This is a genomic window from Caballeronia sp. DA-9 (assembly GCF_051615025.1).
In the GTDB taxonomy this organism is placed as follows: Bacteria; Pseudomonadota; Gammaproteobacteria; order Burkholderiales; family Burkholderiaceae; genus Caballeronia; species Caballeronia sordidicola.
In genome coordinates this window covers 641803-663994 of record NZ_CP195131.1, presented here as the reverse complement: position 1 = coordinate 663994, position 22192 = coordinate 641803, and the positions used below count along the sequence as shown (strand labels likewise).

24 protein-coding genes are annotated in these 22192 nt (G+C 60.8%); 11 read left to right on the top strand and 13 right to left on the bottom strand.

All coding sequences use genetic code 11. From position 1 onward, the window contains the following. The gene (locus tag ACRWA7_RS03035) at positions 1-822 is read right to left on the bottom strand and encodes an ABC transporter substrate-binding protein (protein ID WP_438390993.1); all 822 of its coding nucleotides are present in this window, start codon (positions 820-822) and stop codon (positions 1-3) included. Positions 823-1032: 210 nt separating this feature from the next. After that, on the bottom strand, positions 1033-1902 hold the full coding sequence (locus ACRWA7_RS03030; protein WP_438390992.1) for a LysR substrate-binding domain-containing protein: 870 nt from the start codon (positions 1900-1902) through the stop codon (positions 1033-1035). 99 nt (positions 1903-2001) lie between these two features. Here ACRWA7_RS03030 and ACRWA7_RS03025 point away from each other — a divergent pair, with 99 nt between their 5' ends. After that, positions 2002-2415 (top strand): VOC family protein, encoded by a 414-nt coding sequence (locus ACRWA7_RS03025; protein ID WP_438390991.1) that lies wholly within the window; start codon positions 2002-2004, stop codon positions 2413-2415. Beyond that, positions 2412-3356: a 2-hydroxyacid dehydrogenase gene (locus tag ACRWA7_RS03020; protein WP_438390990.1), complete on the top strand. Its 945-nt coding sequence runs from the start codon at positions 2412-2414 to the stop codon at positions 3354-3356. The genes ACRWA7_RS03025 and ACRWA7_RS03020 overlap by 4 nt, the downstream gene beginning before the upstream one ends. 17 nt (positions 3357-3373) lie before the next feature. Here ACRWA7_RS03020 and ACRWA7_RS03015 read toward each other — a convergent pair whose 3' ends face one another. Together ACRWA7_RS03015 and ACRWA7_RS03010 are read right to left on the bottom strand one after the other, a co-directional pair. Beyond that, entirely contained in the window at positions 3374-3847 is a 474-nt protein-coding gene (locus ACRWA7_RS03015) for an MEKHLA domain-containing protein (protein WP_438390989.1), read from the bottom strand. Positions 3848-3886: 39 nt separating this feature from the next. Then, a complete protein-coding gene (locus ACRWA7_RS03010; RefSeq protein WP_438390988.1) occupies positions 3887-4702 on the bottom strand; it encodes a TlpA family protein disulfide reductase in 816 nt (271 codons plus the stop codon). A gap of 195 nt (positions 4703-4897) precedes the next feature. Here ACRWA7_RS03010 and ACRWA7_RS03005 point away from each other — a divergent pair, with 195 nt between their 5' ends. Further along, entirely contained in the window at positions 4898-5815 is a 918-nt protein-coding gene (locus tag ACRWA7_RS03005) for a glycerophosphodiester phosphodiesterase family protein (RefSeq protein ID WP_438390987.1), read from the top strand. Positions 5816-5820: 5 nt separating this feature from the next. Here ACRWA7_RS03005 and ACRWA7_RS03000 read toward each other — a convergent pair whose 3' ends face one another. Next, a complete protein-coding gene (locus tag ACRWA7_RS03000) occupies positions 5821-5955 on the bottom strand; it encodes a hypothetical protein (protein WP_438390986.1) in 135 nt (44 codons plus the stop codon). Then, positions 5956-6846 carry an NAD(P)H-binding protein gene (locus tag ACRWA7_RS02995; protein WP_438390985.1) on the bottom strand — a complete coding sequence of 297 codons (891 nt, stop codon included), beginning with the start codon at positions 6844-6846 and terminating at the stop codon, positions 5956-5958. It abuts the gene before it with no gap. A 191-nt stretch (positions 6847-7037) separates the two neighbouring features. Here ACRWA7_RS02995 and ACRWA7_RS02990 point away from each other — a divergent pair, with 191 nt between their 5' ends. After that, complete coding sequence (locus ACRWA7_RS02990; protein ID WP_438390984.1) at positions 7038-7937, top strand: helix-turn-helix domain-containing protein; 900 nt, start codon at positions 7038-7040, stop codon at positions 7935-7937. A gap of 10 nt (positions 7938-7947) precedes the next feature. After that, positions 7948-9183, top strand: coding sequence for an MFS transporter (locus ACRWA7_RS02985; protein ID WP_438390982.1), 1236 nt, complete (start codon positions 7948-7950; stop codon positions 9181-9183). 18 nt (positions 9184-9201) lie between these two features. Here the strand turns inward: ACRWA7_RS02985 and ACRWA7_RS02980 are convergent, their stop codons facing one another. Next, positions 9202-10413 (bottom strand): MFS transporter, encoded by a 1212-nt coding sequence (locus ACRWA7_RS02980; RefSeq protein ID WP_438390981.1) that lies wholly within the window; start codon positions 10411-10413, stop codon positions 9202-9204. Between the two features lie 141 nt (positions 10414-10554). On the opposite strand from ACRWA7_RS02980, the gene ACRWA7_RS02975 reads away from it, so the two are divergent. Further along, on the top strand, positions 10555-11130 hold the full coding sequence (locus ACRWA7_RS02975; protein ID WP_060858120.1) for a TetR/AcrR family transcriptional regulator: 576 nt from the start codon (positions 10555-10557) through the stop codon (positions 11128-11130). A 36-nt stretch (positions 11131-11166) separates the two neighbouring features. Here ACRWA7_RS02975 and ACRWA7_RS02970 read toward each other — a convergent pair whose 3' ends face one another. After that, positions 11167-11604 (bottom strand): carboxymuconolactone decarboxylase family protein, encoded by a 438-nt coding sequence (locus ACRWA7_RS02970; RefSeq protein WP_060858119.1) that lies wholly within the window; start codon positions 11602-11604, stop codon positions 11167-11169. 115 nt (positions 11605-11719) lie between these two features. Here ACRWA7_RS02970 and ACRWA7_RS02965 point away from each other — a divergent pair, with 115 nt between their 5' ends. After that, positions 11720-13168 carry a PLP-dependent aminotransferase family protein gene (locus ACRWA7_RS02965; RefSeq protein WP_438390980.1) on the top strand — a complete coding sequence of 483 codons (1449 nt, stop codon included), beginning with the start codon at positions 11720-11722 and terminating at the stop codon, positions 13166-13168. A 14-nt stretch (positions 13169-13182) separates the two neighbouring features. Here the strand turns inward: ACRWA7_RS02965 and ACRWA7_RS02960 are convergent, their stop codons facing one another. From ACRWA7_RS02960 to ACRWA7_RS02950, 3 genes are all read right to left on the bottom strand, one after another. Beyond that, the gene (locus tag ACRWA7_RS02960) at positions 13183-13779 is read right to left on the bottom strand and encodes an FMN-dependent NADH-azoreductase (protein ID WP_438390979.1); all 597 of its coding nucleotides are present in this window, start codon (positions 13777-13779) and stop codon (positions 13183-13185) included. Next, the gene (locus ACRWA7_RS02955) at positions 13779-14261 is read right to left on the bottom strand and encodes a GNAT family N-acetyltransferase (RefSeq protein WP_438390978.1); all 483 of its coding nucleotides are present in this window, start codon (positions 14259-14261) and stop codon (positions 13779-13781) included. Before ACRWA7_RS02955 ends, ACRWA7_RS02960 begins: the two co-directional genes overlap by 1 nt. A 119-nt stretch (positions 14262-14380) precedes the next feature. Beyond that, on the bottom strand, positions 14381-15721 hold the full coding sequence (locus ACRWA7_RS02950) for a TAXI family TRAP transporter solute-binding subunit (RefSeq protein WP_438390977.1): 1341 nt from the start codon (positions 15719-15721) through the stop codon (positions 14381-14383). A gap of 229 nt (positions 15722-15950) precedes the next feature. Here ACRWA7_RS02950 and ACRWA7_RS02945 point away from each other — a divergent pair, with 229 nt between their 5' ends. From ACRWA7_RS02945 to ACRWA7_RS02935, 3 genes are all read left to right on the top strand, one after another. Next, entirely contained in the window at positions 15951-16229 is a 279-nt protein-coding gene (locus tag ACRWA7_RS02945; protein ID WP_438390976.1) for a YlcI/YnfO family protein, read from the top strand. Next, a complete protein-coding gene (locus tag ACRWA7_RS02940; RefSeq protein ID WP_060858113.1) occupies positions 16226-16534 on the top strand; it encodes a type II toxin-antitoxin system RelE/ParE family toxin in 309 nt (102 codons plus the stop codon). Before ACRWA7_RS02945 ends, ACRWA7_RS02940 begins: the two co-directional genes overlap by 4 nt. Positions 16535-16665: 131 nt before the next feature. Beyond that, positions 16666-17148: a low affinity iron permease family protein gene (locus ACRWA7_RS02935; protein ID WP_438390975.1), complete on the top strand. Its 483-nt coding sequence runs from the start codon at positions 16666-16668 to the stop codon at positions 17146-17148. Positions 17149-17159: 11 nt separating this feature from the next. Here ACRWA7_RS02935 and ACRWA7_RS02930 read toward each other — a convergent pair whose 3' ends face one another. Both ACRWA7_RS02930 and ACRWA7_RS02925 read right to left on the bottom strand, forming a co-directional pair. Next, the gene (locus tag ACRWA7_RS02930) at positions 17160-18086 is read right to left on the bottom strand and encodes a hypothetical protein (protein WP_438390974.1); all 927 of its coding nucleotides are present in this window, start codon (positions 18084-18086) and stop codon (positions 17160-17162) included. Positions 18087-18326: 240 nt separating this feature from the next. After that, complete coding sequence (locus ACRWA7_RS02925; RefSeq protein WP_438390973.1) at positions 18327-21596, bottom strand: PAS domain S-box protein; 3270 nt, start codon at positions 21594-21596, stop codon at positions 18327-18329. Positions 21597-21889: 293 nt separating this feature from the next. Between ACRWA7_RS02925 and ACRWA7_RS02920 the strand changes: the two genes are divergently transcribed. After that, positions 21890-22177, top strand: a complete 288-nt coding sequence (locus tag ACRWA7_RS02920; protein ID WP_060858108.1) for a DUF6723 family protein — start codon at positions 21890-21892, stop codon at positions 22175-22177. Positions 22178-22192 lie beyond the last annotated feature (15 nt).

The window sequence follows — 22192 nt, the reverse complement described above, 5'->3', positions numbered from 1 at the left end:
CTAGTTGTTGAAAATCGAGACCGACGGCGGCAACTTCCACTTATCGATCAGTTGCTTGTAGGTTCCGTCGGCGACGACCTTTGCCAACGCATCCTTGAGCGCGGCGGCCATGCCGGCGCTGCCCTTTGGCACGGCAAACCCAATTGTGGTTGTCTGCTCGAATTCGGGACCAACTGCCAGATACGTGTTCGGCACCTCGGCGAGCAGCTTCACCGTACCCGGTGTGGAGTTGTAGATGGCGTCCGCGCGCCCCTGATTCAGGCTCAACACCGAGTTCTGCGCGGTGGGCAGCGTCATGACGTTGGGTGCGGGCTTGCCGGCGGCAACACAACGTTGAACGTCGGCGCGCGCATAGGTTTCCTCGATACCGCCGAGCGTCACGGCAATGTTCTTTCCGCAGATCGAGTTGTCACGGCCGGTGATCTTCGCCGGGTTCGACGCCTGGACGATGATCCGGTCGCCAAGCCGCATATACGGCACGAAATCCACCTGTCCACTGCGCGCGGGCGTGATGTACATCGCGGAATTGATGATGTCGATACGGCCGCCCTGCAGCGCCGGGATCAGCCCGCTGAACTGCATGTTCTGCGGTGCGGGCGCGAGTTGCATCTGCTTGGCGACGGCGTTGATCAGGTCAATGTCGAAGCCCGTCAGCGTGCCGTTCTCGGTGAACTCGAACGGTGCGAACGTCGCCGCGACACCGTAGGTGAGATGTCCACTTTCAATGGTTTTCACGGGCGCCGCCGCGCGCGCCGGCGAGACAAGGGCAAACGAGACAGCCGCCGTGGCGAACAGCGCGCGTAGTGCAGTGCTTGATTTCATGGCAGTTCCAGATGAGAAGGGAAAATAACGTTTTGCTCTATTTGTACAAATTTATACAAAAGCAAAAAGTACGCGTCAAGCGCCAACTTCGCATTCATTCGTAGAACAACATGATTCAGGCGTTTTTTATTATCCGCCTGCCTACACCGATTGTATTTTTATGGCATCAGGTACATGACTGGACCATGCCGATGAAGACAATCGCTCGTGCTATCGCTTCAAGGGCGGCTGAAGCGCCTCCGCGAGAATCGATAGCAGGTTCGGCCGGTCAGGTTCCGCGCTAGCCAGCAATACGATCTCGCGCTCGTACGCGCCGCCCGGAATCTGCGTCACCCTGCAATCGCCGGCAAAACGCTCGATGCCCGCCCAGCGCGGCACGAGGCTCACGCCCACGCCGTCCGACACAAGCAGCGCGATTGCTTCGAGCGCGTCCAGATCGCACATGACCGTGGGTTCGAGGGCGCTATCCGCGAGATATTTTGCGGCGTAGCGGCCGCCCCATGCGTCGGGATCGTAGCGAATATATGGGCGGCGCCGCAGCAGCGAAGCCACGCTTGCACGGGCTTTTGCATCGGCGATGAACACCAGCGGCTCGCGCCGCAGAAGGACGCAATGAATCGTTTTTGGGAGCGCGAACGGCGGCATGACAACAATGGCCGCGTCCAGATCGCCCCCCTGCAACGCCTGAAACAAGCCACGCGAGGTGCCCGGCACGATCACGGGCCGGGCTTTCGGCGCGCGCTGGGTCAACGCGCGCAACGGGCCGGGAAGCATGCCTGTCAGCGCCGTCGAGATGGCGCCCACGCGCAGGAGCCCGCTCAGGCCGTCGAGGTCGGCGTCGCCGGGAAGCAGCGTGGCTTCCCGCACCAGGCGGCGCGCGCGCGGCATCAGCGCAACGCATGCCTGCGTGGGCCGCGCCGTGTAGCCATCGCGCGACAGCAATAGGATTCCAAGCTCCCGTTCAAGCGCCTGGATTCGCTGCCCGATTGCCGCGGCCGTAAGGTGCTCGGTGCGTGCAGCGTCGGCTATAGAGCCGCAGTCCACGACCGCAATCAGGCTCTTCAGATATCGCGTCTCCAAAAGAAATCCTTTGGTGGATGAAAATAATCCATGCTATCTCTTTCGAAATAGCGATGCTAGGCTTTCCATCGTTCTCGTTCCGTCATGTAAACAGCGCCCATGCAAACCGCTTTCCATCTCGCCTATCACGTAACGAATCTCGATGAAGCGCGCGCGTTCTATGGCGCCCTCCTCGGCTGTGAAGAAGGACGCAGCACCGACACCTGGGTAGATTTCGACTTTTTCGGCCATCAGATTTCGCTGCATCTTGGCGAGCCTTTCCCGGTGACCAACACGGGCAAGGTCGGAGAACACTGGGTGCCCATGCCTCATCTCGGCCTGGTAATGGACATGGTCGACTGGCGCTCGCTGGCGGATCGTCTTGTCGATGCAAATATCGATTTCGTAATTCCACCGAGTTTGCGTTTTGCAGGCGAACCGGGCGAACAAGCCACCATGTTTTTTCGCGATCCAAGCGGCAATCCCATCGAAATAAAGGGCTTCGCGCAACTCGACAAGGTCTACGCGAAGTGAACGCGCCCATTCCTTTTGTCGTCAATCCGGATTACCGGTTTGCCCGCGAGTGGCTCGCCGCGTTGCGACGCGAAATGCCGGGAGAACGGATTGTCCCGCTGAATGAACTCGACACGGCGGCAAAAGCCGAAAGCACGTTTGCGATTGTCATCAACCCGCTGCCCGAGGACATCCGGCAACTGCCGCGTCTTGCGTGGGTGCACAGCGTATGGGCCGGTGTCGAGCGGCTGGTGACCGATCTCGCGGATACGGACCTGAAGATCGTCAGGCTGGTCGATCCGCAGCTTGCCGACACCATGGCGGAAGCCGTGCTCGCGTGGACCATGTTCCTGCATCGCGACATGCCGCTCTATGCCGCGCAGCAGCGCGAGCGCATCTGGATTCCGCTGGATTACACGCGAGCACAAGCGAAGACAGTTGCCTTGCTTGGTTTGGGCGCGCTTGGCGAGGCCGCCGCGCGTCGACTGCTTGATGCGGGTTTCAATGTCTGCGGCTGGAGCAGGACGCGCAAAACGCTTGCGGGCGTGGAATGTTTTGCAGGTGAATCAGAATTGCCCGCAATGCTCGCGAAAGCCGACATTCTGATCTGCCTGCTGCCGCTCACTGCGGGCACGAACGATCTATTGAATGCAGAAACGCTCGGTCATGTTCCATCTGGCGCGTCGCTGATCAACTTCGCGCGCGGACCTATCATTTCCGATCACGCCCTTCGCGCATGCCTTGACAATGGCCATATCAAGCATGCGGTCCTCGACGTCTTCAGCGTGGAACCGTTGCCGCCAGATGCCTGGCAATGGGCGCATCCAGGCGTCACCGTATTGCCGCATATCTCCGCGCCGACAGATCGCAGAACAGCATCGGCAATCATTGCGCAAAACATCAACCGATACCGCGAAACGGGCCAGATCCCCGAATCGGTCGATCGTGCACGGGGTTATTGACCTGACCTGACCTGAACTCAAACATCCTTCCACTGGCGATACGTCGCTGCCTGCCCGCGATACACACCGTCATCGTCGATCAGGTTCCAGACCGTGACGTTCTCTATCCAGAAACGCCTTCCCGATTTCGCTATACGAAGTCCGCGATAGCCGCTCGCATATCCCTTGGTTCGCACCGACTCCAGCAGCGCGTCGCGCTCGTCGCGATTTGGATGCTCAGCCGACAGACGCGAACGCAACGCCGTCATTTCGCTCCATGAATATTCAAAGCATTCTTGCGCCGCACGGTTTGCGTAGACAAAGCGCGGGTCCGCGTCGGTGTTGTGCGCGACGACGCAAAATGGCGCGTTTTCATAAAGCCATCGGGCGGCATCTTGCCGCAATTCTTCCGGATCGATCAACGGCTCGCCGACAACGCGTAAATGGCTATTTACAAGCAGCTTGCAGAAGTCAGGGTCAAGCGCTAAGGAACGGTCTGGCGATGTCGTCATAAGTCAAAGTCCGGTTAAAGATCGTTTTTCACGCCGGCATTATTGCGCAACGCTCGCTGCAATGTCCGGATAGAACTGTTCCATGGCCTGCATGAACGTGGCGCGTGAAAACTGGCCCAGATGCGCCGATAACAAATGGCCTTGCGCATCGTAGAAAAGCGTCGTTGGATATGCCCTCGCGGCGACGGCTTTCGCCACCGTAAGTTGCGGATCAAGGAACGCGTTCTTAATCCCGATGCCATGCGAGTGTAGATAAGCAGCGACCACCTCGCGCGTTTCGCCTTGATTCACGAAAACGATTTCGATACCTCGAATATTCCTCTGCGCCTCTTCCAGAACCGGCATTTCGGCCTGGCACGGCGGGCACCATGTCGCCCAAAGATTCAGCACGACCGGGTGGCCATTGCCTTTCGAAAGCGGCTGTCGCACGCCTTCCATGTTTAGCAATGAAACAACCGGGATCGTTCCCGATGAACGGACAACGCCCATCGCAACAGTAGCGCCACCCCACACGAGCGAGCCCGAAATGACCGCCGCCAACAAAGGCACGCGCATCGCGCGTCGACGCGCCGCGAAAAAAATCACCAGGCACGCTCCGGCCATCAGCCCCGGAACAGAATCGAATCCCTGGTCGCGGTAGTCGAGAATTTTCCACAAGTCGTCTTTGTACGCGGGCAAATAGCGCCACGCGAATGACAATCGCGCCACGATCAGTCCAATGAAAACGCTCGTGAAAATCGCGCCATCCACATCCGTGTGGCCTTTGCGAAAAATCCATCCGGCGAGAAGTGCAACAACCACGCTGACAAGGAAAACAAGCGGTGCAATGGGCAAGGTGAAAAGACCGACGTTCATCTGAATGCTGCCTGCTGTTCTGGAAAATCGACTCAATGAAACGGTGCGGGGAGACCGGACCGGCTCGCATGTGCAAGGCGGCAGTCTACGCGAGCTTATTACCGGCTAATCCCTTGCGCTCGATCATTCACCGCGACGCAGGCGAGATATAGTATTGCCGGTTCAATTTTCATATTTGTTATGGATGACAAAACAATGACATCAGGCGCTTGCAGATTTTTCAATGTAGCCGCGCTATGCGTGCTCATGGCGTTGCCCGCGACGTCCTTGAACGCAGCGCCTTTGATAGTCGCTCATCGCGGCGGCACGGGCGACACGCCGGAAAACACGTTGCAGGCATTCCGCACGGCGCTCGATAACGGCGCCGACGCGCTCTGGATGACGGTTCAAGTGACCAAGGATGGTGTTCCAGTGCTTTATCGCCCGGGTGATCTTGATGCGCTGACTGAAGGGCATGGCCGTATCGACGACATCACGCTAAGCGACATTAAGAAGCTCAATGCGGGATATTCATTCGAAGTGAAGGACGCATCGGGACAAGTCACGTTCCCGTATCGCGGCAAGCCGCTGCGCATTCCCACGCTGAGCGAAGCGTTGCGAGCCGTGCCCGCCAATGTGCCCATCATGCTGGATATGAAACAAACGCCGGCAGCACCGCTCGTGGCTGCCGTTGCTCGCGTTCTAGACTACTCAAATGCATGGTCGCGGGTGCGCCTGTATTCCACCGATGCCGAAGCCATCCACTTGATAGCGTCCTACCCGAAGGCGCAAGTGTTTGAGACCCGCGACGCCACGCGCGACCGCCTGGTGGATTTATCGCTTGGAGGCGCATGCGAAAACCCGCCCCCCGCTGGAAGCTGGGTCGGCATCGAGTTGCATCGTCAGGTCGAGGTTATTGAACGCTTCACGCTCGGGACAGGCGTATCAAAAGTGGATGCACGATGGTGGACGCCCGCCGCCGTGGAATGCTTCAAGACAAACGGGGACGTGAAGATCGTCGCGTTCGGCGTGGATTCCGCCGAAGCCTACGCAAGCGCGGCAAGGCTCGGAATCGATGCTGTCATGACCGACTCGCCGCGCGCGATGCGTATGGAAAAGACGCCATCGCCATAACAACGTCAAAAGAAGATGAAGTCGTCGTTGCTGTCGGGAATGGTGTCGATCGTGCGTTGCAGCGCACGGCCTCCGATCCATCCAGCAAGCAACAAGACAATGGTGAGGGATATGCGCGCAGGCACGGATTGCGTACCCATTCAACGCTCCGCCGTTGCATTCGATGGCAGCATCGACGCCAGCACCTCGGACAACTGCGTCGTGCCGAAGCGCCGTTCGCCAAACGCCTGAGCGTCGATGAGACCTGCATTGTGCGTGTCGTAAAGATCCGTGATGAGCTTCGCATGCTCCGCGCTCAGGCCCGCGCGCAACAGCGTGGGCGCCCATGCATCACGCGGCAGCGCATGCGCCGCGATCTCGCGGCCGCTGAGTTCGCTCAAGGTGCGGGCGACATCGAGCGCGCTCACGCGTTGTGGACCTTCCACGCTGACCGTGCGCAGCGCATTGGCGTGACCGCTGTCGAGCAGCAGTTCGGCTGCAACCCGGCCGACATCTTGCGCGGCGACGGTAGGAAAGCGTTTGCTCAGCGGATGATGCAGGCTAGGCAAAATCCCGGTCGATAACGCCGCCGGTAACACCCGCGCCCAGTTCTGCATATGCTCGGCGGCACGCAACAGCGTCAGGTTTTGCACCGCCGGCTTCAGTTGCATTTCGAGCGCATGAAAAAGCATGGTGATGCCGGTGCCGCTTTCCAGCTCCGCGCCATAGTCGGACAACGTGAGGACCCGCGCAGGCAGATTGGCGCGCAAGGCCGCGACAGTCACGTCGATCATGCGATGCATCGTGTTCGCCGGATGTGCGTCGGCTATGGGCACCGGGCAGAGGATTTGAACCGCGTCGGCACCGCGCATGGCGCTCGCCACCGAAGCTTCGTCCAGCAAATCGGCGATGGCCATTTCGCATCCCAGTTGCATCAAACCGGAACCCTGTTGCGCGTTCCTGACCACCGCACGGACAGCGTGGCCGCTGCTGCGCAAGGCAGCCGCCGTTGCCCTTCCCACTTTTCCTGAAGCGCCGAATATCACGATCATGTTCCGCTCCTTTGTATCGATTGGATGTCGACATCGTAGGAAAGAACGCGGCTCACGGCGCGCAGGCGTGGATAACAATGCGCAGATCCGGATGATGGTTTTGTGCCTTGCGTCACGGTTCCGATCCATCAAGCAAGCCCGCGAAAAACCCCGCACAATGCACGCTGCTGCCGACTTTGCGAGGAACCGCCATGAACGCCGTTACGCCTTTACCGCCGCCCGCCTCCGGATCACGCGTCAACCTGCGCTCGAGCAAGGGCCGTGGCTGGAATGGCTTCGGAGTAGCGCTGCTTGACGTATCCGCGGGCGTGCACCGGATTCCCGCAATGCCGCATCACGTGGTCGGCGTGCACGTCGGGCCGCCAGTCATGGCGCGCTGCGTGACGAGCGAGTACCGGCTCTCGCGCATCCAGGCGCATGGCGACGCCGATGTCATACCGGCAGGGCTCGAAGGCCAGTGGACCGATGAATCCGACTGCACGATCCTGAGCATCTGGATAAGCGAACCGTTCGCGAGCAAGACGCTCGAGCAACTCGACGTTCGGCCGGGTCATGCACGGATCCGTCCACAGCTTCAGATGCGCGATCCCCGCTTCCAGCATCTCGCCTGGGCGTTGCGCGCGGAACTCGAATCCGACGATATCTCGGACCCGTTGTACGCCGAAAGCCTTTGCACCGCGATGGTCGTGCGGCTTATCGATGGCGGCGCGACCAGCGCCGCGCTGGAAAGCCGTCGCCGCAAACTGGCACCGAGAACGACAGCGAGGCTTGTCGAGTTCATCGAGGGCAATCTGGATCAGCGCCTGACGCTCGATGAACTCGCGGCGCTCGCACAACTCAGCGTGCCGCACTTCAAGGTGCTGTTTCGCGAAACGCTCGGCATGCCGGTGCATCGATACGTGGTGCAGCGGCGCGTGGAACGTGCGAAGGCGCTGCTCCTGCAGGGCAAGCTCAGCACGAGCCAAGTCGCGCTCGAAACAGGTTTCTCGCATCAAAGCCACATGGCGCACTGGATGAACCGGCTGCTTGGACTCACGCCACGCGAGATTGCGAAAGCGCGTGGAGACGATGCAATGCGCATCGGCGTCTGACGTTTTTTCAGTGACCGATATCCTGGAGACATCGCCCGCATCGGCTCGCCCGCGCAGCGCGGACTTCGGCTTGTGGGCGCTCACTTTCAGCTATGTGCTAAGCCAGTTCTTTCGCAGCTACGTGGCAGTGATATCGACCCAGCTCATTGGCGATTTCCATTTCACGCCGCAGATGTTCGGCTGGTTTTCGGGCGCATTCTTTCTCGTCTTCGCCGCTGCGCAAATCCCGGTCGGCGTGCTCTTTGACCGCTTCGGCGTGCGTTATCCCACAGCCGTGCTCATGAGCATTGGCACGGTGAGCGCGGGACTGTTATCGATGACGACAGTCCCCGCATTGGCAATCATCGCGCAGGCGGGAATCGGACTGGGATGCGCGCCGGTGTTCATGGGCCTGCTCAACCATGTGCTGCGCGAGAGCGATGGCGGCAGCCCGCGCAGTGTCCGGTCCATCACTACGGCGAGCGCTATTGGCATGATCGGCGGCTTGCTGGCGGCGTTCCCGCTTAGCCGGGCGACATCCCTTTTCGGCTGGCGGCCGGTGCTTGGGCTATCGGGCGCGTTCATGCTGATCGCGACGCTCGGCATTGTGTTTTTCGTGCGCCGTCGCAACGATAACCCTTCCCACAAGGCGCATCACGCGGCAGTGGAAGCGTCGCCGGGGCGGCGTGGCATGTGGACCTTGATGCCCGTCTGCCTCGCCATGTCGGTGGGCGGAACGTTTCGCACGTCGTGGGGCGGCCCTTATCTCGCCGATGTATTCGGCTTCGATGTCATCGCGCGCGGCAATGCAATGACCGTCACGAGCATCGCGGGGATCGCAGCGTCATTCGTCATTCCGTTGCTCGTGCGGCGCTGGGCGCCGAAAGCCCTGGCGCTCGGCTGGCTCGCCACCGGCATCCTCGCCGCATTCGTGCTCGCGCTGAGCCCGGCGGGGAGCCCGGTTGTGAGCATCGGCGCGATTTGCCTGCTGCTGTCGGTCGGCGCGATTCACCCGCTCGTGATGTCACAGGCGCGCGCCATCATCGCGCCTGCGAAGCTCGGACTTGGACTCGGGCTGCTCAATAGCCTCGTGTTTCTTGGTATCGCGCTCGCAAGCAGCGTCTTCGGCTTGATCGCAGAGCATGCCCGTTATGCGGGTGTCCCGAATGCGGAGCTTTATTCGCGCTTGTTCCTCGTGACCGCAGCGCCGCTCATGATCGGCGCGGTTGCCTACTGTTTCAGCCCTGCGGGCGTGACGCAAAAGTGACCCTGCGGCGCAGCTTTGCTAACTCCCCTGGCGCGCCATCGCAGCGTTCCGGCCCAGGCCGCTCGCGACCACGGTCATCGCGGCCAGCACGACGAGCGAAATGCCGTACACGTCAGTGGTCAACCGCAGGCCGACCGCATGCGCCATCGTTCCCGCGAGGATCGCCGGGATGCTGAATGCGAGATAGCTCAGCACGTACAGCGCCGCCATCAGCCCTGCCCGTTCATGCGCTTGTGCGAGCGGCAGGACCGAGCGCAGTGCGCCCTGGAACGCCGAGCCAAAACCCATCCCCGCGATAACCGTCCCGGCGAAAAAAATTTCCGCGCTGCCCGCATGCACGCCGGCAAGCGTAATCAGCAAGCCGGCCGCGAGTACGCTTGCGCCGGTCAGAAGCAGGCGCAGTGTGCTCAACGCACGCAACAGCAGAACGGCGACGAGACCGCCGGTCGTAAGCGCGAAAACGACCCAGCCGCCCATGGTGGCGTTGTTGGTGCCAGTGACGGCGCGCGCAAGCGAAGGCCCGAGCGACAGATAGAAACCGCCCAACGCCCACACCGCGACGTTGACCGGCGCGATGCGCAACAACGCGCCGCGCGCCGCCACGGGAACGCGTACGCGCGGAACCAGCGAGGCGAGCGTACCGGGAAGCCGGCTCACGGTTTCGGGCAGCGCCATGACCCAGACGGCCTGCAGCACGAACAAGGCAATCAGCACGAGATACACGAGACGCATGGGCGCGGGCGCATATTCCACCAGCATGCTCGATCCAAGCGCGCCCACGCCCATGCCGAATAGCGGCGAAAGCGTATTGACCAGGGAACCCCGTGTGCGGCTTGTATCGAGGATCGCGGCGCCCAATGCACTGGTCGCCGCGCCGGTCGCAAAACCCTGCAGCACGCGCGCCGCGATCAGGACGCCGACGCTGTTTGCATCGGCGAAAACGAGCATTGCGACGACCTCCAGCACGATTGCGCCCACAATCGCCGGACGCCGCCCAATGTGATCGGAAAGCGAGCCGGTCGTCAGCAGCGCCACCAGCAAACTGAACGCGTAGCTCGCGAACACGAGCGTCACCATGGCCGACGAAAATCCCCACGCATCCTGATACACGCGATAAAGCGGCGTAGGCGCGCTGGACGCCGCGAAGAACGTCGACGCGGCGAGCGCATAAAGCCAGAGCGCCTGCGAAGAACACGGGCGGGACGGACTGGTATTGGTATCGATAGCCATTGCACACTCCGGCGATTAAACGCAAAATAATTGCTTTAGCGGATTGTGCGCGTTATTTAGCGTTAACGCAACTTTTTAGCTTTAGTGGTTTGGATTCGGTATGGCGCAGTACGGCAGGGAAAACGGGCAGGAGTGAAACGTATGGCAGCACGAGAAGGTTTGCGGCCCGGCGGCAGAAGCGCGCGGGTTCAGGAGTCGGTCCATCAGGCGGTCAATGGCTTGCTGGCCGAAATGCCGCGCGACGCGATCACCGTGCCGCAGGTCGCGGCGCGGGCAGGCGTGACGCCATCGACGATTTACCGGCGTTGGGGCGATCTGCAGACCCTTCTCGCCGATGTCGCCGTGCAGCGGTTTTATCCGGATAACGGCCCCGCCGACACCGGATCGCTGCAAGGCGATCTGGCGACCTGGGCGCAGGGTTACCAGGATGAAATGTCGTCGGCGCCCGGCCGCGCGCTGACACGCGACGTGCTCGCGGGCATGAATGCCGACGGCAGCGGACCCGCCTGCCAGTGCGCGGCGATTACGCGTTCGCAGGTGCGCATGATCCTGGAACGCGCCGCGGAGCGCGGTGAATCGCCGCCGGATCTGCACGATGTGATGGACTGCGTGGTTGCGCCGATCATGTATCGCCTGCTTTTTGACGACGAACCCATCGATCCCGCCTTCGCCCGCACGCGGGTTTCATTGCTGCTGGACGCGCGCGCCGAGGCTTGAGTCCTTAAAACAAGGGACTTTGGAGGACGTCCGGGCTTATTCCGGCATCTTGCGAAACGCGATTGCAAAACGGTTCCAGCTATTGATCGACGTCACCAGCAGTGTCAGATCGGTCAATTCCTTGTCGTCGAAATGTGGGCGGACAGCTTCCCAGACCGAATCCGGCACGTGCCCTTGCGAGACCAGCGTCAGCGCTTCGGTCCATTCCAGCGCAGCGCGTTCGCGCTCGCTGAAAAAAGGCGTTTCGCGCCATGCGGACACTGTCGCGAGACGCCGTTCCGTGTCGCCGGCCTTGCGTGCGTCGGCCACGTGCATGTCGAGGCAAAACGCGCAGCCGTTGATCTGCGAAGCGCGCAGCCTGACGAGTTCCTTGAGGATCTGATCGAGCGGGCTTTTGCTGATCTGCTCCTCAACGCCCATCATGGCCTTCACGACAGCGGGATTGGCTTTGAGAAAATCAAGGCGTTTTTTCATGAAAAGCTCCTTACAGGGTCGGTGGTGAGTTGGCGTCGGGTTTCGAGCCACGCAAGCAGTATGCGAAAATCATGGCCTGCCCAGAAGAGCCAAGAATCATCACAATGACTGGTCCATGAAGCCTGCCTTGCCGAAAATCGATCTGGGTATCGACCGTGCGCTTTCCGTGCCGGTTTATCTGCAGATATGCCAGCGCTTCAAGACGGCGATTGCGCAAGGGCATTTGCGCTCAGGCGATCGCGTGCCGGCGGTGCGCGGCCTTGCCATGGAACTGAGCGTGGCGCGTGGAACGGTTGAGATGGCTTATCGCATCCTCACCGACGAAGGGTATCTGCAGGTTCGTGGCGCGGCGGGAACAATCGTGTCGCCCGCGCTTCCGGTCTCGGTAAGCGGAGTCACGCGGGCGGGACAAGCCCGGCCGGGAACACCGGGCGCACCGGGCGCGCCCACTTCGCCGCAGCACGGCGGCGGCACGCCGAAGCCGTTTCAATTGGGCCTGCCCGCAATCGATGCATTCCCGCGCAAGGTCTGGAACCGGCTGGTCGCGCACCGGTTGCGCAGCGGCGACGCCAGCGCATTCGCCTATCCGGATCCCGCTGGCTACTGGCCATTGCGCGAGCGGATCGCGACCTACCTTGGCTTGTCCCGCGGCGTGGAGTGCGTGCCCGAGCAGGTATTTGTCACGACAGGTTATCGCGCGACGCTCGAGCTCGTGCTGCGCAGCCTCGCCACGCCCGACGATGCCTTCTGGTTCGAGGACCCCGGCTACATCCTCGCCCGGCGTTTCCTGCTCGAAGTGAACGCGCGGCTGGTGCCCGTTCCCATCGATAAACATGGCATCTGCGTCGAACACGGACTCGCGCTGAAGCCGGACGCACGCTTCGCGGTCGTTACGCCATCGCATCAGAGTCCGATGGGCGTGACCTTGTCGCTTGAACGCCGGATGGCCCTGCTCGACTGGTCGGCGGCGAACGGCAGTTGGGTTATTGAAGACGACTACGACAGCGAGTTCCGCTATGCAGGGCGTCCTCTTCCCGCGCTCAAAAGCCTGGACCGGCACGACCGCGTGATCTACAGCGGCACATTCAGCAAGGTGATGTTTCCGGGATTGCGGCTTGCTTACGTGGTCGCGCCGGTCAACGCAACGCAGCGCTTTCACGAGGTCTGCGCCAGCATGAACGCGGGGTCGCCCTATTTGCTGCAGGCAAGCGTGACGGACTTCATGGCGGAAGGCCACTTCGCGCGGCATCTCAAGAAGATGCGTTTGCTTTATGCACAACGGCGCGACGTGACCGCGCGTGCGCTCGCCGAGGTATTTGGCGAGCGCCTCGCGATCGACCTTCCGCCCGGCGGCTTGCAGATGGCGGCGCGATTTGTCGATGGCACGGATGACACTGCCGTTGCGGACCACGCCCGCGCGAGCGGCTTTGGCGAGCAGGCGTTATCGCGCTGGTATATGAACGCGCCGCCGCAAAGCGGCCTGGTGCTGGGCTTTGCAAACGTAGCCAGCGAAGATCAGGCAATGCGCCGCGCGCTCGAACTCAGGCGTGCGGCCGATGCATAGGGCGACCCATAGGACTACGCGGAAACCGTGGTGAAAGGAGCATGCATCGACAGCGCGTTGCGTGCCTCCAGCAACGCAGCGGACACTGCGGCATCGCCGCCGACCAGCCCTTGCATCAGCACGAAATGCACGTTCAGTATGCCTATGGATTCGAGTGCGTAGCGAAGATACGGCGTCAGGAAATCGGGCTGCCGCGCGCGCTCGCCGCTGTGAAAACCACCCGATCCAACCAGCACGAAGGTTGGCCGGTCCTGCATCATGCCGACCTTGCCGCCCGGCGTGGACCTGAAGGTTCGATCGATCCGCAGGACGTGATCTATCCAGAGTTTCAGCGCGGCAGGGACCGTGAAGTTGTGCATCGGCGTGGCGATGATCAGCAGATCCGTGTCCTCGACTTCCCGAATCAACCGTTCTGACCAGCCAAAGGCATCGGCTTGCGGGTTTCCCGAGGTCACCGCCGCCGCATAGTCGCGGCTGATCGGCGGCAGCGGATCGGCGGCCAGATCCCGCTCGATGACTTCTGCATCGAGCGCCCCGGTCATGTTCCGCGCCAACCGGTACGCCTGGCTCGCTTCGCCATGTGGGCTGCTGTTCAACAAGAGAGCGCGCATCAGGTTTTCCTTGCGTTCGATGATGACAATGCCGGCGACAACGACTCGACGAAATGCATGCCTTTCGCCAACAAGCCTTGTCGATAATAAAAGCGCTGCGCGAGCGCCATGTGCAGGCCGGTGTCGAGCACGAAATGATCGCAACCCGCTTCCTGGGCGATCCGGCGAACCTGCGCGAGCAGTTCGCCGCCAACGCCCGAGCGCTGCAGACGCGCGGTCACAACGAGGTCATCGACGTACACAAAGCGGCCATAGATCAGGTTTTCCAGGAAGCGATAACCGCCCAACCCGATTGGCGCATCACCGGGGACATTTCCTTCGCAAGCCGCCAGGAGCCGATACCCTTGCGCAAACTGACGATGAACCTGCCGGGCGAAAGTGTCGGCTGTGGTGAGATGCGGACGCAATTCGCGCATCACGCCGAAGGCCGTCGCAATCTCGGCGGGATCTTCGAGGTGCCTGAAGACAGTGCTTGGGTTCATGTGATTCCTTCCTGAAGAAGGAGCCACGATAGCGCGTCGCGACGAAGCCTTACAGAGCCAAGAAGCCGCAAAGGCACTAGGCCATCAGCGAACGGTTCAAGCTCGGCTCGCCCAGCGCACTAATGCGCCGGTTCGTGCGCCGTGCCGCCCAAATGCATCCGCACAAAACCGACGTGCTCTCGCAGCACATAGAACGCATCGGCATAAGCGAGCGGCATTCGCAGCGTGTTGAGCGACGCTTCGATCTCATCGAGTTCCGCCAGCAGCGTATGGCGCTGCTCCTCGGTCGATGCAGCCAGCGCGCCCCGTTCGATCGCAATCAACGCGCCGTAATATCGATAGATCCGCGAGCGCACGCGCCAGCCGTAAAGCGCCGGGATTAATCGCAACGCCGGAAACAGCAGCACGGCCACGGGCAGCAACAGCACGAGAATCCGGTCCGTGATGCTCGCGACCCAGAACGGCAACACGCGATAAAGAAAGCTCTTCCCTGACTTGTAGTAGCGCGTGGCGTCTTCACTGATCCGGTATTCGCGGGCCGTGGTGTTCGGAAAATCCCCCGCGCGCTGCAACAGACCGGCCGCGCCATGCATCTCCTGCGCCGCCTCGATCAGCAGGTCCGATATGGCCGGATGCAAATTCGGCCGCGCCACTATTTCAACTGTCGGACCAATCATGTGCAAGGTTTCGCGCGGCACCTTTCTTCGAAGATCGAGAACGCCGGGTGGCAAGTCGATTTCATCAAGGTAGGGAAACAGGCGCGTATAGGCGCTCGCTTCCGCGAAATCCATGACGGAGATTCCCGGTATGCCGAGAAGCCGCAGCATCAGCGAACGCGTGGTCGAGTCGCCGCTGAGCATGGCGGCATCGATATTGCCCGCCACCAGTTGCTCCGCCGCCTGCATGCCGTCGAAGGGCATGAGTTGCGTGTCGCCGCCCGTGGAAATGCCGTTCGCCTCCAGCAGGTTGAGTGACAACCTGCGCGTTCCGCTGCCTTCGCGTCCTATCGCAATGCGCTTGCCCTCGAGTTGCGAAAGCTGCGTCAATCCCTGGCCGCGATAAAACACCACGATGGGAATATAAAAGATGCTCCCGAGCGACATCAGCGAAGCCCTTGCCGCTTCGTTCGACACACCGCCCTGAACCAGCGCGATATCGACATGCTGCTTGGGATCCATCAAGCGCTGCAGGTTCTGCACGGACCCATCGGATTCCAGCACCTTGAGCGTGATGCCGTTGCGCGCCAGGATCTTTTTATAAGCGTTGGCGGTGTTGAGCAGCGAACTATCCTGCGGCCCGGCGCTGATGGTGATGATCTTCGGCGGCGCGGGATCGGCCAGCCAGACGACCAAGCCGACCAACGCGACAAACACGAGCGCAATGGGTAACGACGTCAGCGAAAGCTCACGCCATGCCACATGAGAATGGTCTTGCGGAAGACGCGGGCGATATTTTTTCATGAGAACCCATCAGGGATGCTTCTGCTTTACTGTGTTCGCCGGGACTTTCGTTTGTGACCGCCTGATGGCAGCTACGCACGATTCTCACTGAATTCGTTCGCGGAAAGCAATCGTGCTTTCCAGTGCAACCGGATGGGCATCGGTCTGGGAAGAGAGTTCGGCGCATGCTCTTGCCGTATGTTCAAAATCCCGGCACAATGCATTGCAATTGCGATGCATGGAGCAGATCATGAAAACAGCGACTTTTCCGTCGGTGCGAGTTGAACCCGAATTACGTGAAGCAGCGGAAAGCGTCTTGCAGGAAGGCGAAAGCCTGTCCGGCTTCGTGGAACAGGCGATCCGTGAAAATATCGTGCGCCGCCAGAATCACAGTGAATTCGTGGCGCGCGGACTCGTTTCGCGTGCCGAGGCAAAACAAAGCGGCGACTATGTTCCGGCTGAAGAAGTGCTGGCCCGGTTAAGCAAGCGGCTCGACGCCGCAAAGGCGCGAGGCAAGACGCGCCGATGACGTTCGAAATACGCTTTACCGGTAGCGCCGCAGACGATCTTGACCGACTTTACGATTTTCTCCTCACTCGCGATCCCCAGGACCTTGCATTAGCCGAGCGCGCACTTCGCGCAGTGCGCGCTGGTATCGCAACCCTGCGCACCTCTCCCTTCACCTGCCGCAAGGCGCAATCGCATCTCCCATTCTTGCGTGAGCTGATCATTCCTTTTGGCAGTTCAGGATATGTGGCGCTTTTCGAAATCGACGACGCCGATACCGTGACAATCCTGGCGGTGCGTCATCAACGTGAAGACGACTACCACTGACCAAAGCGAACGGCAGAAAGTACGTAATCCGATAGCGCTTACGCTGCCCTTACCATTGTCCAGAAATCGTCGACCTCGGAACGCTTATTGCTCTTCTGCTTCCGGGAAACATCGAATCAAAGGAGAAAGCGATGCGTAAGGAAACGTTATCCTCGTCGACGGATACACTCGACACGGTGCCTGACACATCGAGTCCTGCCTATGCGGCAAGCAACCCCATCACCCGTACTTTCGATATCTTTGCAAGCGCGGTCACCCGATGGGCGGGTTCGCCCGTAGCCTTTGGCCTGGCTGTCATCAGCATTGTTGTGTGGGCCGTGACCGGTCCCGTCTTTCACTATTCGGAGGACTGGCAACTAGTCATCAATACGGGAACGACCATCGTGACGTTCGTCATGGTGTTCCTGATTCAGCAAAGTCAAAACAAGGACAGCGTGGCGCTGCATCTCAAGCTCAATGAGTTGCTGGCTTCTCATCGGCCGGCCGACAATCATCTGATCGGGATCGAGGATGCATCGGAAGACGAGCTCAGACGTCTCGCGGCGGTCTACCTGAAAATGACCGCCGAAAAAAACGGTGAGGCCGTGGCAGGTACGTCGTCCGAGGCAGCTTAGGGTTCGGTCATTCAACGCACGCCGCCGCGATCACGCCATCGCTCGGATTTGGAAGCGCTGTTCGGCGTTGCGCCCTGACCCGGCGATGACTCTTGATGGATGTTTGAAACAGGTGGCGCTCCACTCGCCGTCTGCACCGCGCGCGGAGTGCCCTCTTTCGACGCCTGAGCGACAACGCTTGTCTTGGGTCTTTGTTTGACACGCGGCTCACGCGTCGCAACATGCGCTCTTTTGCTCGCCGCTGATTTTCGCGCGCCGGCCTTTGACGCCGTCACTTTCCCCTTCGATACCTTCGTGTTCGCGACAACCGCCGCCTTTGCCGAAGTTCGCCCCGCATGTCCATGCGCGCCCTGCTTGCCTGTCTGCTTGCGCGGGGTTGCAACCATGACGGCCGATGTTCGCCGCGTGTCAGCCGCACGCGTGGGCGTAACCGGCGTATCCGGCGTATCCGTCGAAGCAGGCGTGACCACCTTGTCTTGACGCTCGTTCGCCTTCACTTCGTCGCGCAATGCGAGTGCATCAGGATTGTCCCGATGCAATGCAAGGATGGCCGCAAGCAGCACTTTCGCGGACTGCATGTCGTGACGCTGGATGCTTTCGCGTACCGCGTCGAGCGCAGCGGACGTGCTTGCATCGCTACGGCTGTCCGATACCACTTCGCGAGGCCGGCTGCGCTCGGCCTCCACTGCGCGGGCAACGTCGCTGGCATTCGTATCGGCGGGAGCGCTGTGCATTGAGCCCGGCGTCAACGTGTAACCTGCCAGCCCCAGCACGCAAACAAACGCTATTGCGATCAGCCCCTTGGTGGTGCCGGACATGGTCGAATACGCAGACTTTCGAATTGCCGTGGGCGAGGAAATCGACCCGCAAGACGGGCAGATTCCGGCATCCGGATCGACCGGCTCGCCGCAGCGGCGGCACATCGGGCTTATATTCATGCTTGCATTCATGGCACCTTCCCGGACGATGTTCCGAGAGGCTACGTGGAGAACGATAGCGTCGACGCGCCTAAGTATCAGCTTTATCCGCCAAAATCTGGCGGCTTTGGCAGGATAGGCTCACAAATGGCAAACCTTCTCTAAGGAGGGTGTACTGAACATGAAAGACCGCCGAAAGCGCTGCGGCAATGGCCGAGGTCAGCCTCATAGTTCAGCGGCGAGTTCCCGGAATCGATCCCTCTAATCAGACTTCCTGAGCCGCCGCAAGATTGCTTCAATGCTGACCGTATCGTAGGGCTTGGTCAGGAACATGGCGCCTGGCACGCTGGACACATGATTATGGTCGCCGGTCGCGAAAATCACATCCAGTTCACTTCGCATCGCACGCACGCGCAACGCAAGTTCCTCGCCGGACATACCCGGAAGTCCTACATCCGTGATCAGCAAGTCGACATGTTCCTTCTGCAGCAACGCGAGAGCGGCCGTCCCGTCACCCGCTTGGTGAACGACGTGTCCGAGCGCCTCGAACAGTTCGCCGGTGATCGAGCGAACGAGTTCGTCGTCTTCAACGAACAGGATATGGCGCACGCGCACGGGCTGCGAACTTGCGTCAGCCGTCAGACCCGTCGTCGACAGCGCCCGGGGCAATCCCGGCGCATGCGCCGCAGCGCTGGATACACGCTGCCGTTGATTCGACAACACATGCCGGAGCTTTCTCGCCAGTGCCTCGCGCGTATAAGGCTTGCTCAGCAATTCGACACCCGCATCCAGCCGGCCGCCATGCACGATGGCATTCTCCGTGTAGCCGGAGGTAAACAGCACGGCGATACCGGGCACGCGCTCACGCGCTTTGCGTGCGAGTTCCGGACTGCGCAGCGGGCCGGGCATGACTACGTCGGTGAACAACAGGTCGATAGGCATGCCGCTATCGATGATGGCGAGGGCGCTGCTGGCGTCGTTGGCCTTGAGCACGCGATACCCAAGCTCCGAAAGCATCTCCACGACCGTCGCGCGGACCTGTTCGTCGTCCTCGGCGACGAGGATGGTCTCTTCGCCTCCAAGCACCGGCGCCATCTCCGCGGTGATGCCTACGTCCACCTTGTCGTGCGTGCGCGGCAAATAGAGCTTCACTGTCGTGCCATGGCCGGGTTCGCTGTAGATCTTCACATGGCCGCCGGACTGCTTGACGAAGCCATAGACCATCGAAAGTCCGAGTCCCGATCCCTTGCCTTCAGGTTTCGTCGAGAAGAAAGGTTCGTAGGCTTGCGACAGGACTTCGGGCGTCATGCCACAACCGGTATCGGTGACGGCGAGCATCACATACTGGCCCGGCGTCACTTCGGCGTGATCCCGGGCGTAGGCGTCGTCGAGCAGCGCGTTGCCGACTTCAAGCGTCAGCTTGCCCGAATTGTCCATGGCGTCGCGCGCGTTGATCGCAAGATTGAGAAGCGCGTTTTCGACTTGCGCAGGATCGACGAACGTATTCCATAGCCCTGCCGAAACCACCGTTTCTATTTCGATCGCTTCGCCAAGGCTGCGCCGCAGCATGTCCTCCATTCCCGCGATCAGCCGCCCGATCTTGATCGTCCTGGGTTCAAGCGCCTGGCGCCGTCCGAACGCCAGCAGATGGCTTGCAAGCTTCGCTCCGCGATTCACGCCCGCGATCGCGTTGGACAAGCGCCGTTCGGCCCTTTCGCTGCCCGCGACATCCGCTGCAAGCAACTGGAGATTGCCGGAAATGACCTGCAGCAAGTTGTTGAAGTCGTGCGCCACGCCACCCGTCAGCTTGCCGATGGTCTCCATTTTCTGCGATTGCTGGAGCGCGAGTTCGGTGCGTCGCAGCGCTTCTGCCGCCTCGCGATCCGCGGTGATATCGCGGCCGACCGCATGAATGAAACGCTCGTCCGGCACGGCCGTCCACGAAAGCGTGACGTACGAGCCATCGTGCCGCTGGTATCGGTTGACGAACTTGAATGTGCGCACTCCCTCGCTCAACTCGGCCACTTCCCTGAGCGTGCCGGCCCGGTCCTCGGGATGCACGAAGTCGAGAAACGAACGGCCAAGCATGGCCTTTTCGTCCCAGCCGAGAAGCTGCGTCCATGCGGGATTCACGGAGACAATGTTCGCCTCGAAATCCGCGACGAGCATGATGTCGGTCGAGAGCCGCCACATGCGGTCGCGATCTGCAATGCTTTCCGCCACTTGCTGCTCGAGCGCCTTGTTCAGGCGTTCGAGCGCGCGGGCCGCGGATTTCTGGTCTTCGATATCCGTGTTTGTCCCGACCCAGCGCGCAATATAGCCGGCGTTGTCGTGAATGGGCAGCGCTCGGGCGAGATGCCACCGGTACACGCCGTCAGCCTGACGGATGCGGAACTCGCACTCGTAGGTCGTGCCCGACGCCACCGCCTCGCGCCACTGGCCCGCGGCGGCCCGCAGGTCGTCGGGATGGATGATCGCCGTCCACGCCTCCCCGTCCAGGCTGTTGCGCGCCACGCCGCTGTATTCGTAGACGCGGTCGTTGAACCACTCGAATTCGCCATTGCTGCGAGCCGCCCAGACCTGGTTGGGCATTGCTTGTGCAAAGGTGCGGAATTTCTCTTCGCTTTCATGGACCGCGCGTTCCGCGATCAGCCGGTCCGTGACATCGGTTCCCTGAATGAAGATACCGATCACCTCGCCCGCTTCGTTGCGTACCGGCTGATAAACAAAGTCGACGTAACGCTGTTCAGCAGGTGCCTGGGGCAGCCGGTTCAGCATGATGGCTTGCGCCGTACCCGAGATCGGACTGCCGGAGGCATAGACCCGATCCAGTATCTCGACGAAACCCTGCTTCTCGAGTTCCGGCAATCCTTCCTGGACGGTTTTCCCGAGAATAGTCCGATCGCCCACCAGTTGCGTGAAGGCGGCGTTCGTCAGCTCGAAAACGTGAGCCGGCCCCGTCAACATGGCCATGAAACCGGGTGCCTGCTCGAACATCCGGCGCAGGCGTTCACGCTCGCCGCTAAGCCAGCGCTCCGCGCGCACCTTCGCGGTTGTCTCCACCACGATCGCGATCACGCCGGCCGGAACACCGTCTTCGCCAAGTATGGGCGAGTAGTCCAGGTTCATCCACACCTGTTCGCCACGGCCATGCCGGTGCAGCGTAAGTTCCTGGTCCTCGTAGCGCAGCGTCCGGCCGGACAGTCCGACTTTCATGACGTTGTCGTTGAAATCAGCGATCTCCGACCAGCCTTCACGCACGTTCGACCCAAGCAGTTGCGGATGACGGCCGCCGGCGAACACGGAATACGCGTCGTTATAGAGCATGACGCCTTCTTCGCCCCACAAGGTCACGATAGGCACAGGCGATTGCAGAATCAGCGAGACGGTGCTCGTGAGCGTCTTCGACCAACCGGAGATAGGGCCCAGCGGGGAATACGTCCAATCCTTCGATGCAATGATTCTTGCAACTTCGCCGCCTCCGGCGAGGAAGGTGTGAAGGGGGCTGTCGGTGGATTGTCTGTCGTTCATGAGGCGGCGTGTTTAGTAACGGAGCAGTGTTGATCACGGAGCAAGTTACTGAATTCGAAAGGTCTGGAGGACCGTTATCGCGCCTCATTCTACCTGCGCCAATCTCAGCGTTCCTATTGTCGCGCGGCTGTAAAAATGCCCGACTCGCCGTAATGCAGGGACTAAATCAGCAACGCCAGCGAGTCCATGAATTGTGCCGGGAGCGGCCTGACGATTGCTATAGCAAAACTGCCGCGCGACTGGATCCCACATTGTAATGTCAGACAAAAACTGCTGGAAACGAAGCTACCACGATGAAGAAACCGAAACTCGTTTTATCAGTGAACCAGCTCAGGAGCAGACCTCCGGGCGCTGCCATGAGCGCCGAGGATTTTGCCATCTATGCGTCGTATCAGATCAATGCGGGGGGCTTGTTCGTCGGCACGCTGAAGGTCATCCGGAAGACCGACGGCCGCATGCTGTTTCCGTTTCAGGGCGCGCCTGTTCTTGGGCCTTATCCTTCCCGGCAGGAAGCGCGGGAGGCAGCGGTTCGTCATGGCGAACTTATTGTGAGGAGCGATATTGCCAATCCGGAGTCCTGAGCACAGGTAATAAAA